This is a genomic window from Staphylococcus nepalensis (assembly GCF_002442935.1).
Lineage (GTDB): Bacteria > Bacillota > Bacilli > Staphylococcales > Staphylococcaceae > Staphylococcus > Staphylococcus nepalensis.
Map to the genome: position 1 here is coordinate 1,353,808 of NZ_CP017466.1, position 16,290 is coordinate 1,370,097.

At 33.5% G+C, this 16,290-nt stretch carries 14 protein-coding genes, 1 riboswitch and 2 other annotated features; all 14 genes read left to right on the top strand.

Features of this window, described 5'->3' with window-relative positions:
* Positions 1-55: 55 nt before the first annotated feature.
* The 14 genes from polA (at position 56) to BJG89_RS06435 (ending at position 16,259) form a co-directional block, all read left to right on the top strand.
* A complete protein-coding gene (gene polA / locus BJG89_RS06370) occupies positions 56-2,686 on the top strand; it encodes a DNA polymerase I (protein ID WP_096809233.1) in 2,631 nt (876 codons plus the stop codon).
* A gap of 15 nt (positions 2,687-2,701) precedes the next feature.
* A complete protein-coding gene (mutM, locus tag BJG89_RS06375) occupies positions 2,702-3,574 on the top strand; it encodes a bifunctional DNA-formamidopyrimidine glycosylase/DNA-(apurinic or apyrimidinic site) lyase (RefSeq protein ID WP_096809234.1) in 873 nt (290 codons plus the stop codon).
* A gap of 15 nt (positions 3,575-3,589) precedes the next feature.
* Positions 3,590-4,216: a dephospho-CoA kinase gene (coaE, locus tag BJG89_RS06380; protein WP_096809236.1), complete on the top strand. Its 627-nt coding sequence runs from the start codon at positions 3,590-3,592 to the stop codon at positions 4,214-4,216.
* Between the two features lie 297 nt (positions 4,217-4,513).
* On the top strand, positions 4,514-5,539 hold the full coding sequence (gene gap / locus BJG89_RS06385) for a type I glyceraldehyde-3-phosphate dehydrogenase (RefSeq protein ID WP_096809238.1): 1,026 nt from the start codon (positions 4,514-4,516) through the stop codon (positions 5,537-5,539).
* A 263-nt stretch (positions 5,540-5,802) separates the two neighbouring features.
* Positions 5,803-6,273: a transcriptional regulator NrdR gene (nrdR, locus tag BJG89_RS06390; RefSeq protein WP_096809240.1), complete on the top strand. Its 471-nt coding sequence runs from the start codon at positions 5,803-5,805 to the stop codon at positions 6,271-6,273.
* Positions 6,274-7,665, top strand: a complete 1,392-nt coding sequence (locus tag BJG89_RS06395; protein WP_096809242.1) for a replicative helicase loading/DNA remodeling protein DnaB — start codon at positions 6,274-6,276, stop codon at positions 7,663-7,665.
* Positions 7,666-7,668: 3 nt separating this feature from the next.
* On the top strand, positions 7,669-8,592 hold the full coding sequence (gene dnaI, locus BJG89_RS06400; protein WP_096809244.1) for a primosomal protein DnaI: 924 nt from the start codon (positions 7,669-7,671) through the stop codon (positions 8,590-8,592).
* 47 nt (positions 8,593-8,639) lie between these two features.
* Positions 8,640-8,848 (top strand) — a binding site (T-box leader).
* Positions 8,849-8,930: 82 nt separating this feature from the next.
* Complete coding sequence (gene thrS / locus BJG89_RS06405) at positions 8,931-10,868, top strand: threonine--tRNA ligase (RefSeq protein WP_096809246.1); 1,938 nt, start codon at positions 8,931-8,933, stop codon at positions 10,866-10,868.
* Positions 10,869-10,926: 58 nt separating this feature from the next.
* Positions 10,927-11,099, top strand: a riboswitch (Lysine riboswitch).
* Positions 11,100-11,311: 212 nt separating this feature from the next.
* Positions 11,312-12,799, top strand: a complete 1,488-nt coding sequence (locus tag BJG89_RS06410) for an amino acid permease (protein ID WP_096809249.1) — start codon at positions 11,312-11,314, stop codon at positions 12,797-12,799.
* Between the two features lie 64 nt (positions 12,800-12,863).
* Positions 12,864-12,992, top strand: a sequence feature (ribosomal protein L20 leader region).
* A gap of 23 nt (positions 12,993-13,015) precedes the next feature.
* Complete coding sequence (gene infC, locus BJG89_RS06415; RefSeq protein WP_096811207.1) at positions 13,016-13,543, top strand: translation initiation factor IF-3; 528 nt, start codon at positions 13,016-13,018, stop codon at positions 13,541-13,543.
* A gap of 28 nt (positions 13,544-13,571) precedes the next feature.
* Complete coding sequence (rpmI, locus tag BJG89_RS06420; RefSeq protein WP_096809251.1) at positions 13,572-13,772, top strand: 50S ribosomal protein L35; 201 nt, start codon at positions 13,572-13,574, stop codon at positions 13,770-13,772.
* A 66-nt stretch (positions 13,773-13,838) separates the two neighbouring features.
* Entirely contained in the window at positions 13,839-14,195 is a 357-nt protein-coding gene (rplT, locus tag BJG89_RS06425; protein WP_096809253.1) for a 50S ribosomal protein L20, read from the top strand.
* A 516-nt stretch (positions 14,196-14,711) separates the two neighbouring features.
* On the top strand, positions 14,712-15,323 hold the full coding sequence (locus BJG89_RS06430; RefSeq protein WP_096809256.1) for an NUDIX domain-containing protein: 612 nt from the start codon (positions 14,712-14,714) through the stop codon (positions 15,321-15,323).
* A gap of 12 nt (positions 15,324-15,335) precedes the next feature.
* On the top strand, positions 15,336-16,259 hold the full coding sequence (locus tag BJG89_RS06435) for a hypothetical protein (RefSeq protein WP_096809258.1): 924 nt from the start codon (positions 15,336-15,338) through the stop codon (positions 16,257-16,259).
* The last annotated feature ends 31 nt before the right edge of the window (positions 16,260-16,290 follow it).

The following is a 16,290-nucleotide window of genomic DNA, read 5'->3' on the forward strand; positions in this document are numbered from 1 at the left end:
TTAACATATCATTTATGCTAAAATAGTATATAAATATGTGTTGGAGGTTAAAATATTGAACAAATTAATTTTAATTGATGGTAATAGTTTAAGCTTTAGAGCTTTCTACGCATTACCATTATTACAAAATAAAGCTGGTATCCATACGAATGCCGTTTATGGTTTTGCGATGTTACTAGAAAAAATAATTAAAGAAGAACAGCCTACACATTTTTTAGTTGCTTTCGATGCAGGGAAAACAACATTCAGACATGAACAATACAGTGAATACAAAGGAGGGCGTCAATCCACGCCACCCGAGTTAAGTGAACAATTTCCTTATGTTAGACAACTATTAGATGCATATCAAATCAAACGCTACGAACTTGAAAATTATGAAGCGGACGATATTATTGGCACTTTAAGTAAACAAGCCAATAGTGAAAACTTCCAAACTATTATCATCACCGGTGACCGTGATTTAACACAACTAGCTACAGATGACGTTACAATCTATTATACTAAAAAAGGTGTTACAGACGTAGATCATTACACGCCTGAATTTATCGCTGAAAAGTATGATGGATTAACACCTACACAAATCATTGATATGAAAGGTTTGATGGGTGATACATCAGATAATATCCCAGGCGTAGCAGGGGTAGGTGAAAAAACTGCAATTAAACTGCTGAAGCAATTTTCAAGCGTAGAGAATGTATATAATCATATTGACCAAGTGTCCGGAAAGAAATTAAAAGAAAAACTTGAAAATAGTAAAGACGATGCTTTAATGAGTAAGACGCTTGCGACAATTAATTGTGAAAGCCCTATTGAAGTTGCGCTAGAAGATACAAAATTACCAGATCATCCCCATACTGAGGATAAGGTTGAATTATTTAAAAAGTTAGAGTTTAATCAACTTTTAAATCAAATGGATGTTTCAAATGATACGTCTAGTGCAGAAGAAATGGATATTGAGATAGAGCAAGATTTTTCAAATGTAGATTTCCAAACATTAAGTTCCGCGACAATTCATTTTGAATTAGATGGTGTTAATTATCTAAAAGATAATATTTTAAAATTTGGATTATATGATGGTGAGCATCATGTAGTAATCAATGCAGATCAAATAAAAACATACCCTGCATTAGTAGCGTGGCTAGAAGATGATACTACAGAGAAAATTGTTTATGATGCTAAAAAATCTTATATCGTAGCGCATCGGCTAGATATTAATATCAAACATATCGTTTTTGATGTTATGTTAGCAAGTTATATCATTGACCCTTCACGTACAATCGATGATGTCAATTCTGTAGTGGCAAATTATGGCCAACATTATGTACAATCAAGTGTTGCAATATATGGTAAAGGTAAGAAAAAGCATATTCCTGAAGATGAGGTATTAAACCCATATGTGGGAACAATTATTGAAGCGATTGATCAAGTCAAATCCAAAATTCAAAAACAATTAGATGAATATAATCAGTCTGATTTATTATACGACTTGGAATTACCATTAGCGCGTATATTAAGTGAAATGGAAGAAACTGGTATTTATACAGAAATCAGTGAATTACAAAAAATGGAGAAAGAAATCCAAGGTAAATTAGACGTTTTGATTGAGAATATCTATGATGCAGCAGGTGAAACGTTTAACATTAACTCGCCAAAACAATTAGGCGTTGTGTTATTTGAGACACTTAAATTACCGGTAATTAAAAAGACTAAAACAGGTTATTCGACTGCAGTAGATGTTTTAGAGCAGTTACAAGGTGAACATCCAATTATTGAATATATTTTAGAATACAGACAACTAGCTAAATTACAGTCTACTTACATTGAAGGTTTACAAAAGGTTATCGGTGAAGATAATCGTATTCATACACGCTTTAACCAAACATTGGCTCAAACAGGACGTTTGTCATCAGTTGATCCTAATTTGCAAAATATACCTGTGCGTTTAGACGAAGGTCGAAAAATAAGAAAAGCATTCAAATCTAGTGATGAAAATAATGTTATATTCTCAGCTGACTATTCACAAATTGAACTAAGGGTATTGGCACATATTACGCAAGATGAAAGTTTAAAACAAGCATTTATTAATGATGAAGATATTCATACTGCAACAGCAGTTAAAGTATTTAATGTTGCACCTGAAGAAGTAGATAGTTTAATGCGAAGACAAGCTAAAGCAGTAAATTTTGGTATTGTTTATGGGATTAGTGATTATGGCTTGAGTCAAAGTTTAGGTATAACACGAAAACAAGCTAAAAAATTCATAGATGATTATCTAGATAGCTTCCCGGGTGTGAAACAATATATGGAAGATATCGTTAAGGATTGTAAAGCACAAGGGTTTGTAGAAACATTACTGCATAGACGGAGATATATCCCTGATATCGCAAGCAGAAACTTTAATTTAAGAAGTTTTGCTGAACGAACAGCAATGAATACGCCAATACAGGGAAGTGCAGCAGATATTATCAAACTTGCGATGGTATATTTTGCAAATGAAGCCAAACATACGAATTTCCATGCGCAATTATTGCTGCAAGTTCATGATGAATTGATTTTCGAATTACCAAAAGAAGAAATAAACGATTTTGAAAAATTTATTGAAGAAATAATGGATAATGCACTTAAGTTAGACGTTCCATTGAAAGTGGAATCTAGTTATGGGCAAACATGGTATGATGCAAAATAGAAAGAAGGGAATAACATGCCTGAACTACCTGAGGTTGAACATGTTACAAGGGGGATTAAGCCTTTTGTAAAAGGGCAGAAAATTGAAGAAGTTATCTTTTCTGATAAAGTGATAGAGGGTAAAGATAAAGGCAAAGAAACGATTATAAAAGGTTTAGCATTAGATACATTTAAACGTTATACTGAAGGTTATACGATATATGATATCGAACGACGAAGTAAATATATCGTTTTTTATATTGAAAATAATTCTGAACAAAGAATATTAATTAGTCATCTAGGCATGGCTGGTGGATTTTTTGTTGTAGATAAATTAGAAGACATCAACGTCCCTAATTACCGTAAACATTGGCATGTGATTTTTAAATTAAATAATGATAAACTACTTGTTTATTCAGATATTCGTAGATTTGGAGAAATTAGAAATGTAGCTTCTTTTGACGCATATCCATCATTCTTAGAGATTGCGCCAGAACCTTTTGACAAAGAGGCCTTATCACACTATATGGCTTGGTTTGATAAGAGGTTATATCAAAATAAACCAATCAAACAAATGATTTTAGATCATAGGGTGATTTCTGGTTGTGGTAATATTTATGCTTGTGAAGCATTATTTAGAGCCGGTATTAACCCTGCACGCAAGTCTAAAGAATTGAACCATCAAGAAAAAGAAATGTTATTTTATTATGTTCGTGAAGTATTAGAAGCGGGTATTAAATATGGTGGTACTAGCATTTCAGACTATCGTCATGCTGACGGTAGCACAGGTACGATGCAAATGCATTTAAACGTATATAAACAAAAGACATGTAAAGTGTGCGGAAATGATATTGAAACGCAAGTGATTGCAACACGTAATAGTCATTTCTGCCCGACATGTCAAAAATGAAGGAAGAGTGAAATTATGCCTAAAGTTATTGGATTAACTGGTGGTATCGCATCAGGTAAATCGACTGTTTCAGAATTACTATCTGTGCATGGCTTTAAAATAGTGGATGCTGATATTGCATCACGTAAAGCAGTAGAGAAGGGTTCGAAAGGCCTTGATCAAGTTAGAGCAACATTTGGAGATGAAGCAATTGGTGAAGATGGTAACATGAATCGTTCCTATGTTGGCGATCTTGTCTTTAATCATCCAGAAAAACGGTTAGAATTGAATGAAATCGTACATCCAATTGTGAGAGAAATCATGGAAAAAGAAAAAGAAGCTTATTTAGAAGATGGATATAATGTTATTATGGATATCCCTTTATTATATGAAAATGATTTACAAGATACAGTGGATGAGGTGTGGCTCGTTTACACTTCAGAAAGTATACAGATAGATAGATTAATGCAACGTAACGATATTTCTATGGAAGATGCTAAAGCGCGAGTATATAGCCAAATTTCTATAGATAAAAAACGTAGAATGGCGGATCATGTGATAGATAATAGAGATTCTAAAATAGAGTTGAAACAAAATTTAGAACAATTATTAGTAGATGAAGGTTATATTGAGAATGCAACAGACCATTCTCAAGAAGTTTAAATGATGAACAATGGTTGCGTTCATTGAATCGTTAAATAATGAATTGCAATAATTTATAAATGCGAGTGTAGAGACTAAGTCAAACTAAAACTTTGATTTTGTCCTACTCTCGTTTTTTTTTAGGTTATGAAAATATTAATCAAGCTATTTGGTTGTATGATAAGAATGAATATCGCAAACTTACAATTTTATAAACTTTAAATTTTTTAAAAATTATTCAAGAAAACGCTTTCTCATTCATCTATTTATGTTATACTAATTCCATAAAGTATAACACTAAGACAAGGGGTGCTTTGAATGACGACAAATATTGCAATTAATGGCATGGGTAGAATAGGTAGAATGGTATTAAGGATTGCATTAAAACGTGAGGATATGAATATAGTAGCGATTAATGCTAGCTATCCACCCGAGACAATTGCACACTTAATCAATTATGATACGACACACGGTAACTACGATTTAAAAGTAGAACCGGTGGAGAACGGTATAATGGTCGATAATCATAAAATTAAGCTTGTAGCTGATAGAAACCCAGAAAATTTACCTTGGAAAGCACTAGATATCGACGTTGTAATTGAAGCTACAGGTAAATTCAACCATGGGGATAAAGCTATCGCACATATTAAAGCTGGCGCTAAAAAAGTATTGTTAACAGGGCCTTCTAAAGGCGGTGCTGTGCAAATGATAGTTAAAGGTGTTAATGATGACCAATTAGATATCGAAAAATACGATATCTTTAGCAACGCCTCATGCACAACAAATTGTATCGGACCTGTAGCTAAGGTATTAAATGACCAATTTGGTATTCAAAATGGTTTAATGACAACTGTTCATGCTATTACTAATGACCAAAACAACATTGATAATCCACATAAAGATTTAAGACGTGCACGTTCATGCAATGAAAGCATCATTCCAACTTCCACAGGAGCTGCAAAAGCACTTAAAGAAGTATTACCTGAATTAGAAGGTAAACTACATGGCATGGCGTTAAGAGTGCCAACTAAAAATGTATCTTTAGTAGATTTAGTAGTGGATTTAGATACTTCAGTAACAGCCGAAGAAGTTAACGAAGCATTTAAAAACCACCCGTTAGACCATGTGATTGCAACTGAAGATGCACCGCTTGTATCAATGGACTTTAATACAAACCCACATTCAGCAATTATTGATACGCAAAGTACGATGGTAATGGGCGATAACAAAGTAAAAGTGATTGCTTGGTATGACAATGAATGGGGATACTCAAACAGAGTGGTTGATGTGGCCGAAGAAATTGGTCAGTTATTAAAAAATAATATTTCAACCGTAGCACATTAATACCTTATTTAATAAACACAAAATATAACATTATCTAAATTAATTGATTATGAATGAATATTTATTTATTATTGAAGATAATACAAAACTCCTTTTAAAGTAAGAACAGATATCTTACATTAAAAGGAGTTTTTATTTTCAAATATTTATTATAAACGAAATGCTTTTTAAAACTAATTGCTGAATTGTGTAATAGCAATCTTTTGTGCCTTAAAGATTTGTAGTATAATGTAAGGTAATCAAATTGAGAGGGTGGTAATTCGATGAAATGCCCGAAATGTAGTTCAACGCACTCTCGCGTTGTAGATTCACGACATGCTGATGAAGTAAATGCGATTCGACGTAGAAGAGAATGTGAACAATGTAGCACAAGGTTCACTACGTTCGAACATATTGAAAAACGACCGCTAATCGTTGTGAAAAAAGACGGTACACGAGAACAATTTTTACGTGAAAAAATATTAAATGGTTTAGTGCGTTCATGTGAGAAGAGACCAGTACGCTATCAACAGTTAGAAGATATTACAAATAATGTAGAATGGAAATTGCGAGATGAAGGACATGCAGAAATTTCTTCTAGAGAAATAGGAGAACATGTGATGAATTTATTAATGCATGTCGATCAAGTATCTTACGTACGCTTTGCGTCAGTTTATAAAGAATTTAAAGATGTTGATCAATTATTGCAATCAATGCAAGGGATTTTAGCAGAGAATAAACGGAGTGATTCTTAAATGGGATTACAGCCCTATGATTATGGTTTGAGGCCACATGACGATTTCCATGTCATACGCCGGTTTTATCTAAATCATAAACATTTAGAAATACTAAATAGATTATTTACGCCCATGATAGGATCAAAGGCGATTGGTTTATACCATTATTTAAACCAGTTTGTTGAATTTAAACAAGATATGGTATTGACACATTATATTATCATGAGTGAATTGAAGATAAATTTACTTGAATTTAGAAAAGAAATGGATTTGTTAGAGGGCATAGGATTAGTAAAATCTTATGTTAACCATAATCAGCAACATTCTTCTTTTGTATATCAATTAATTCAACCGCCATCATCTCAGCAATTTTTCAATGACCCTATGCTGTCAGTATATTTATATAGCGAGGTCAGTAAACAACGCTATTTTCAATTAAAGGCACATTTTGAGGATTACGTGTCTATCGATTTAGACCAGTACCAAGATGTCACACGTACTTTTACTGATGTTTTTAAAGTGCCTAATAAATCAATGACTGTAGATACACAACAGATTGAAAGTGAAGAGGCGTATGGTGGTATGGATTTATCACATGTGCACTTTGATTTTGAAACACTATATGATTTATTACAAAACCATTTTATCAGTACAAAGATTATTAATCATGAAGCGAAAATGCTGATAACGCAAATTGCAACTTTATATGGTTTAACACCAGAAGCCATGAAACGTATTATTTTGAAATCAATTACGAGTGCGCAAACACTCTCTTTTGAAGAATTGCGTAAACATGCAAGAACGTACTATCTTATTGAGCATGAACAACAGTTGCCGAAACTGAATGCTCAAGAAACAAACTATCATAATAATGAAAATAGTGGGGAAAATATACAACCATCTGATGCATCTAACAATTGGTTAAAGCAATTAGATGAAACGAGTCCAATTGATATGCTTGCATCTTGGTCTGAATCTGAACCGACAACACAGCAAAAATACATGATTGAAGAATTGATTGAGAGAGAACAGTTGCCATTTGGTGTGATTAATATACTTTTACAATTCGTGATGTTAAAAGAAGATATGAAACTTCCTAAATCATATATTTTTGAAATTGCATCAAATTGGAAGAAAAAGGGAATTAAGACGGCAGAACAGGCTTATCATTACGCGAAGAAGGTAAATCAACCCAAAGACACTCACTCCAATCAAGTTACAAAGGGTAAATATAAACCTAAACAACTTGTTTCTAGAGAAATGACACCGAAATGGTTAGAAGAACGTGATAACAAAGCTTCTAATTCACAAACTTCAGATAATAATGTAAATGCTGATGAAGATGAAACATTAAAAAGAGATCGTGAAGCGTTATTAAAACGATTAAATAGCAAGAGAGAGGAGGAATAATATATGAAGTCTTTCAATCATATTATGGGTGATTCTAAAGATTTAAGTAAACGAATTGAAAAGATTAAAAAAGATGTCATAAACGATCCTGACGTAAAAACATTTTTAGAATTACACCAATCTGAAGTAACAAACGCAATGATCGACCAAGATTTAAATATTTTGCAAGAATATAAAGACCAAGAAAAACATTATGACGGCCACGATTTTAAAGACTGTCCTAACTTTGTTAAAGGTCATATTCCAGAATTATACGTAGAAAATCAACATATCAAGATTCGTTACCTTCCTTGTCCTTGTAAAATAAAATATGACGAAGAGAAATTTAATGCGCATTTAATCTCTTCACATCATATGCAACGTGATACATTGAATGCAAAATTGAGCGATATATATATGGATAGAAGGGATCGTATTGATGTTGCTATGGCAGCAACTGATATTTGTGAAAAAATAGTTAGCAAAACACCACAAGTTAAAGGATTATATATACATGGACCTTTTGGCACTGGGAAGTCATTTATATTAGGTGCAATCGCAAATCAATTAAAAGCTGAAAAAGTCTCGTCGACCATTGTATATTTACCTGAGTTTATTCGCGCTTTAAAAGGTGGATTTAAAGATGGTAGTTTTGAAACCAAATTGGCGAAAGTCCGCGAGTCCCATATCCTTATGTTAGATGATATAGGTGCTGAAGAAATCACCCCATGGGCAAGAGATGAAGTGATTGGACCATTGTTACATTATAGAATGGTCCAAGAATTACCAACATTCTTCAGTTCTAATTTAAGTTTTGAAGAATTAGAATATCACTTATCTGTCACACGTGACGGCACAGAAAAAACAAAAGCAGCTCGAATTATGGAACGGATTAAGTCATTGGCAAAACCCTATTTTTTAGAAGGAAAAAATTATCGAGACGATTGAATTCTTAAAAAAATGTTGTATAATATAGTTAAATCTAAATCAAGCGAAATAAAATGAAGACAAGATGAATAATATCATACTTCACAGAGAGCCAATGTTTGATGAGAAATTGGTAAGTATCATTATTGATTACTACTTCATTATAGATGTTTTAATAAACATCCGGCTCAAGACCGTTACCTTATGCAGAGTTTAGTTGCAATTGATATGATTGTAACTTTAATTAGGGTGGTACCGCGAAGACCTCGTCCCTTTTAGGGATGGGGTCTTTTTATTTTTGTGTAAGTTATAGCTATTCGTGAAGATTTAAGGCAAGTATAGATATAGGAGGAATTTAAATGGATCAAATAAATATTATATTTCCAGATGGTAATTCGAAAGCATTTGATAAGGGTACAACTACTGAAACAATTGCGCATTCTATTAGCCCAGGTTTAAGAAAAAAGGCAGTCGCTGGTAAATTGAACGGACAATTAATTGATTTAACAAGTCCAATTGAAAACGATGGCGAAATTGAAATCGTAACGCCTGGCAGTGAGGAAGCATTAGAAGTGTTGCGTCATTCTACTGCGCATCTTATGGCCCAAGCTTTAAAACGTTTATATGGAGATGTGAAGTTTGGTGTTGGCCCAGTAATTGAAGGCGGATTTTATTATGATTTTGATATGGCAGAAAGCGTTTCCTCTGATGATTTTGAAGAGATAGAAAAAACAATGAAACAAATTGTTAATGAAAACTATCCAATTGAACGTAAAGTAGTTTCAAGAGATGAAGCGAAGACATTTTTTGCTGACGATCCGTATAAGTTAGAGTTAATCGATGCAATCCCATCAGATGAAAATGTTACTTTGTATTCACAAGGCGAATTTACTGATCTTTGTCGCGGTGTCCATGTACCTTCAACGTCAAAAATTAAAGAGTTTAAATTATTATCAACTGCAGGTGCTTATTGGCGTGGCGATAGTGATAATAAAATGCTACAACGTATATACGGTACTGCATTCTTTGATAAAAAAGATTTAAAAGCACATTTAAAAATGCTTGAAGAACGTAAAGAACGTGACCACCGTAAAATTGGTAAAGAATTAGAATTATTCTCGAACAACCAATTAGTAGGTGCAGGTCTACCATTGTGGTTGCCAAACGGAGCAACAATTCGTCGTGAAATTGAACGATATATCGTGGATAAAGAAGTAAGCATGGGTTATGATCATGTTTACACTCCAGTAATGGCAAATGTGGATTTATATAAAACATCAGGCCACTGGGACCACTATCAGGAAGATATGTTCCCAACTATGAAATTAGATGAGAATGAAGAAATGGTCTTAAGACCAATGAACTGTCCGCACCATATGATGATTTATGCAAATAAACCTCATTCTTACCGTGAACTACCAATTAGAATTGCAGAATTAGGCACAATGCATCGCTATGAAGCAAGTGGCGCAGTATCTGGTTTGCAACGTGTGAGAGGTATGACATTGAATGATGCACATATTTTTGTAAGACCAGACCAAATTAAAGAAGAATTCAAACGCGTTGTTAATTTAATCATTGATGTTTATCAGGATTTTGGTTTCGAAAATTATAGCTTCCGTTTAAGTTATAGAGATCCAGAAGATAAAGAAAAATATTTTGATGATGATGAAATGTGGAACAAAGCTGAAAGTATGTTGAAAGAAGCGGTTGATGAACTTGGTTTAGATTATGAAGAAGCCATTGGGGAAGCTGCATTCTATGGTCCGAAATTAGACGTTCAAGTTCAAACTGCTATGGGTAAAGAAGAAACATTATCTACAGCACAATTAGACTTTTTACTTCCTGAAAAATTTGAATTGTCTTATATAGGTAAAGATGGCGAACAACATAGACCTGTTGTCATTCACCGTGGCGTTGTTTCAACAATGGAACGTTTTGTTGCATTCTTAACTGAAGAAACGAAAGGTGCATTTCCAACTTGGTTGGCACCAAAACAAGTCGAAATTATACCAGTTAATGTAGATTTGCATTATGATTATGCTAGACAACTGCAAGATGAGCTTAAATCACAGGGTGTGAGAGTAGAAATCGATGATCGCAATGAAAAAATGGGGTATAAAATAAGAGAAGCTCAAATGCAAAAAATCCCTTACCAACTTGTAGTTGGTGACAAAGAAGTTGAGAACAATGAAGTCAACGTAAGAAAATACGGTTCAAAAGATCAAGAAACTGTTGAAAAAGAAACATTTATTTGGGAACTTGTAGACGAGATTAGACTTAAAAAACAAAGATAGTCTTGAAACTCTTATTGAAATCATGTATATTACAAGTTAGTGAAATAAAAAATATTGAATTTGAGTTAGAGGTTGCGTTTTTAATCAGTAACAGTCCGGTAGCTATTTGGGGCATATGTAGGATTTGTGAAAGGTGAAGACGCCGAAACCAACAGTGACCAGATGCGCTGTTGGTTGGGTCAGTTATCGAAAGAAACTGGACTGTCACATATGTGATGTGCTACCTATATAAATGCTATTATTAAAATGGTTGCATATCTAATAGGTATGCAACCATTTTATTTTAGGTTAAAGATTATCATTCATACAAATACGGGAAAAATTTACGACAAATTGTGTAAACGACATGATTATTCTAGCGGTAATATCACTACTTACTATAAGTTTGCGTTTTTAATTATATTAGTAAGTTAACCTCTAAGTTTAAAAGAAAGGGAGCATCTATGGCAAAAGAAGAAATTCAGAATAATGGAGTAAAAAGGGGATTGAAAGATCGTCATATATCCATGATAGCAATTGGGGGTTGTATTGGGACTGGATTGTTTATGACTTCTGGTGGCGCAATTCATGATGCAGGCGCTTTAGGCGCATTGCTTGCATACGCAATTATTGGAGCAATGGTGTTTTTCCTTATGACATCATTAGGAGAAATGGCTACTTACCTACCCGTATCTGGGTCATTCAGTACGTATGCGACACGCTTTGTTGATCCATCATTAGGGTTTGCACTAGGTTGGAATTATTGGTTTAACTGGGTAATAACAGTTGCAGCTGATGTTACAATTGCAGCCCAAGTTATTCAATATTGGACGCCATTATCAGGTATCCCAGCATGGAGTTGGAGCTGTCTATTTTTAATCATTATATTCGGACTCAATGCATTATCAGTTAGAGTATATGGTGAAAGCGAGTACTGGTTTGCATTAATTAAAGTTGTAACAGTTATTATCTTTATCGCAATAGGATTACTAACCATCTTAGGTATTATGGGCGGAGAATTTGTTGGCTTCGATACATTTACTAATGGTGGCGGCCCAATACTTGGAGATGGATTGGGTGGCAGTCTGCTAACTATTTTAGGTGTATTCTTAGTTGCAGGGTTCTCGTTCCAAGGCACTGAATTGATTGGTATTACAGCGGGTGAATCTGAAAATCCTGAACGTGCTGTGCCAAAAGCCATTAAACAAGTATTTTGGAGAATATTGATTTTCTATATATTAGCTATTTTTGTAATTGGTATGTTGATTCCGTACGATAGCCCATCATTGATGGGTGGCGGTGATGATATTGCAACTTCGCCATTTACGCTTGTATTTCAAAACGCTGGTTTAGCATTTGCGGCATCGTTTATGAATGCGGTCATCTTAACTTCGGTGCTATCAGCGGGTAACTCAGGTATGTACGCTTCTACTAGAATGTTATATTCGATGAGTAAAGATAAATTAGCATACCCTATATTTGGTAAAACAAATAAAAGCGGTGTACCTTATGTATCACTTATCGCAACAGCAATCATTGTGATTGGCATATTTGTTTTACAACATTTAAGTGGCGATGCGTATGAATACATCGTTGCAGCAAGTGGTATGACTGGTTTTATAGCTTGGGTAGGTATCGCGGTCAGCCATTATAGGTTTAGAAAAGCGTTTGATAAACAGAATTATGATAAATCTAAATTGAAATATAAAGCTAAATTATTCCCATTTGGCCCGATTTTCGCAGGCGTACTATGTGTGCTTGTAATCATTGGCCAAGACGTCGATTTTATACAAACGGGCGACTTTAATTTGAATCGCTTTATTATTACTTACATGGGTATCCCAGTATTCCTAGCATTCTTTATTTATCATAAAGTACGCTATAAAACTAAAATTGTACCATTAGAAAAAGTGAACCTTCGCCAAGACGTGGATATGGATGAAATAAAATAATATTCAAACAAAGTATTGACTTATATCAGTATTGTTGCTAAGATAGGTAATGTTGAATACGAAACGAACCAAGTAGAAGCTCCCGCTTCTCACCTGTAGCGACGCTGAATGCAGTTGGCAGGTCTATATATACATGGAAAGATCATGTGTAGAGAAGAGCGGGTATATTATATACTCGCTCTTTTTGCTTGGGATAATTTCGTAAAAATCTTGGAGGTGTCAACCATAGCAAAAGATCAGACTCAAGTTAACGAAAAGATTCGCGCAAAAGAATTACGTTTAATAGGGCAAGATGGAGAACAAATCGGTGTTAAATCGAAATCTGAAGCCTTAGAAATGGCTGAACGAGTTGGTTTAGATTTAGTCATAATGGCTCCAAATGCTAAACCACCTGTTGCAAGAATAATGGATTATGGAAAATATAAATTCGAACAACAGAAAAAAGAAAAAGAAATGAAGAAGAAACAAAAAACAATTAACCTTAAAGAAATTCGTTTAAGTCCAACAATTGAGGAACATGATTTCCAAACTAAATTGAAAAACGGACGTAAATTCTTAGAAAAAGGCGACAAATGTAAAGTTTCAATTCGTTTCAGAGGTCGTGCGATTACGCATAAAGAGATTGGACAACGTGTTTTAGAAAAATTTGCTGAAGAATGCAAAGATATTGCAACTATTGGGCAAAAACCTAAAATGGATGGACGTCAAATGTTCATTATGCTTAACCCAATAAATGAAAAATAATATTTGATAATACAGGAGGAAATGAATCATGCCTAAAATGAAAACACACCGTGGAGCTGCTAAACGTGTTAAAAGAACTGCTTCAGGTCAATTAAAACGTTCAAGAGCTTTCACTTCACATATGTTTGCACACAAAACTACTAAACAAAAACGTAAATTACGTAAAGCTTCATTAGTACACAAATCAGACATGAAACGTGTAAAACAATTATTAACTTATAAAAAATAATTGATGATATAGCTATAAGAAACAACGAAAAATTAAGAATGTACACATTTTGAGGAGGAATTTATTATGCCACGAGTTAAAGGTGGAACGGTAACAAGAGCGCGTCGTAAAAAAACGATTAAATTAGCTAAAGGTTACTTCGGTGCTAAACACACATTATATAAAGTTGCAAAACAACAAGTTATGAAATCAGGACAATACGCTTTCCGTGATCGTCGTCAAAGAAAACGTAATTTCCGTAAATTATGGATTACACGTATCAACGCAGCTGCACGTCAACACGATATGAGTTATTCAAGATTAATGAATGGCTTAAAACAAGCTGGTATTGATGTTAACCGTAAAATGCTTTCTGAGATTGCTATTTCAGATGAAAAAGCTTTTGCTGAATTAGTTGCTAAAGCTAAAGACGCTTTAAAATAATTTTTAAGTTAAAAGAGGCTAAGACATATGTAATGTCTTGGCCTTAAATGATATATAGACAATATAAATAACTAAAATGAAAATGTATTTAATATCAAGCTTGTATACTTTTTTATAACCATCTTATCGGAGCGAGTTAGATAAATCATTTTAGCAAAATGTGATTTCTATCTCGCTCTGTTTTATGTGGTGTCAGCAATGATTATGTAGATGAAACATATGAGTATCAAATGTTTAGAGAACGACGCCTTTTAAAGTAAAGCTTGTGCATGCGTTTTAGTTGACATCTTCTGCTTATGGAAACGAATCGTTTATATATAATGATTGGAACATGCCATTGTGTATGAAAATGCTTCTACGCTTGTGTTTTGTCTCATAGGCAGAAACGTTTTGTGGGAGATCTCGAGGTATTGAAATTTTGTATTTCTGTCTGTACCTTATTAACTGTAGTATCATTTTGAGATATGTAAATGATTTGATAAAATGACAAGGAAGTCACATATGAAGGAGAAACCAATGTCTAAATTTGATGAAATGATTACAGTAGTACCAAGAAAAGTTTTATTTGATAACGAAAATAATCAATTTAATGGTTTTTTAGATAAAAATTCTAATAAAGGTCAAGACATTTTTGAAACACTTTCTAAATATGAAATTAAACGTCGTGGTGACATGGAAGAAGATCCAAGTTACAAACAACTTATTTCATATTGTATCTTAGAAAACGAGCACGATGAAATTTTAGTTTATGAACGTCTTTCTGGCGGTGGAGAATCTCGTTTGCATGGCCAATCTTCTATTGGCGTTGGTGGTCATATGAATGATGTTAAAGGCGCTGAATCTATTAACGAAGTGCTCAGAGTAAATGCTCAAAGAGAATTAGATGAAGAAGTAGGTTTACCAGAGCATAAATCTCAAAATTTAGCATACATAGGTTTTATCAATGATGATACAAATGAAGTTGGTGAAGTCCACTTGGGTGTTGTCTTTAAAATTAAAGTCGATAGTAATGATGTAGAGGCTAAAGAAACAGACACTTTAAAAATCAAATGGGTAAATCATAATAAGATAGAGCAATATGATGATTTTGAAACATGGAGTGCACTCATATTACAGGCAATACAATAGAGGTGTTGATCAATGTCTGATATTATTCCATTTCCACGCTCAAAAGATAAATTGATTAGAGAAATAAAGCAATCATATAATAAGCATGACTTTGAAACAATGTATAATCTGTTTGAGTCACTAGAAGCACAGTTTGAACTTGATGAACAAATGGCTCTGTTGAAATGTGCTATGCTTTATAAGATGGAACATTACTTAGAGTTACGTGAAGAAGCGATCATTTTATTAAAACAAGGCATTTCAAATTACGATGATTTAATCATCTATTATGTACAAAGCTTAAATGGTTTGGGTCAATATTTTGAAGTTGTCGAAATCATCAACCAAATTATCGATGAAGTAAATGACCATAAGACAAGAATGGAACTTTTTCCTATTAAAGAATATGCTTTGAGTCAAATAGATAAGCATAATACACGGGCAGCACAAATGCTACAAAATTTTGATGCTTTAACGTTAAGGGAACAAGTTAATACAATTTTATCGTTAATTGATTATAGTCAATATCGTTACCAAGAAACAGTTATGCATTTATTAAATGACGGACATTTAGCACCAAACGTTGTAAGTATTATGTTAGAATATTTACGGTTTGCTGAATGCGAATCAACAATTCACATCCATAAATTTGGATTTGAAGTTGATGTGATACCATACCAACTTGAAGGGTTGGAACACACGACGTTTAAGACTGATGTTATTCCAAATGTTTTGAAAAATATTGAGGATGACGCAGCGCAACTTATTGAAGAAGCGCTTCACTTATTGAACAATCATGCCATTTTACTTTATCCAATAAATATTGAAAACATTGCAACCAAAGATGCTTGGGTAGAAGCGTATAGTAACTACTTTAAATCTATGGTAGGCTTAGAAATATTAGATGAAACAAACCATGTTATTACATTTATCGTTTCTTTAGATAAAGAAAAATAGTGGATTTTATATTTAACTTATTTGATTCATG

What these genes read in the sequence shown, in the direction of transcription:
- BJG89_RS06435 (WP_096809258.1), top strand. Translation starts at nt 15,336, where the DNA reads ATGTCTGATATTATTCCATTTCCACGCTCAAAAGATAAATTGATTAGA.
- BJG89_RS06395 (WP_096809242.1), top strand. Translation starts at nt 6,274, where the DNA reads ATGGGATTACAGCCCTATGATTATGGTTTGAGGCCACATGACGATTTC.
- mutM (WP_096809234.1), top strand. Translation starts at nt 2,702, where the DNA reads ATGCCTGAACTACCTGAGGTTGAACATGTTACAAGGGGGATTAAGCCT.
- gap (WP_096809238.1), top strand. Translation starts at nt 4,514, where the DNA reads ATGACGACAAATATTGCAATTAATGGCATGGGTAGAATAGGTAGAATG.
- rpmI (WP_096809251.1), top strand. Translation starts at nt 13,572, where the DNA reads ATGCCTAAAATGAAAACACACCGTGGAGCTGCTAAACGTGTTAAAAGA.
- thrS (WP_096809246.1), top strand. Translation starts at nt 8,931, where the DNA reads ATGGATCAAATAAATATTATATTTCCAGATGGTAATTCGAAAGCATTT.
- BJG89_RS06410 (WP_096809249.1), top strand. Translation starts at nt 11,312, where the DNA reads ATGGCAAAAGAAGAAATTCAGAATAATGGAGTAAAAAGGGGATTGAAA.
- nrdR (WP_096809240.1), top strand. Translation starts at nt 5,803, where the DNA reads ATGAAATGCCCGAAATGTAGTTCAACGCACTCTCGCGTTGTAGATTCA.
- dnaI (WP_096809244.1), top strand. Translation starts at nt 7,669, where the DNA reads ATGAAGTCTTTCAATCATATTATGGGTGATTCTAAAGATTTAAGTAAA.
- coaE (WP_096809236.1), top strand. Translation starts at nt 3,590, where the DNA reads ATGCCTAAAGTTATTGGATTAACTGGTGGTATCGCATCAGGTAAATCG.
- rplT (WP_096809253.1), top strand. Translation starts at nt 13,839, where the DNA reads ATGCCACGAGTTAAAGGTGGAACGGTAACAAGAGCGCGTCGTAAAAAA.
- BJG89_RS06430 (WP_096809256.1), top strand. Translation starts at nt 14,712, where the DNA reads ATGTCTAAATTTGATGAAATGATTACAGTAGTACCAAGAAAAGTTTTA.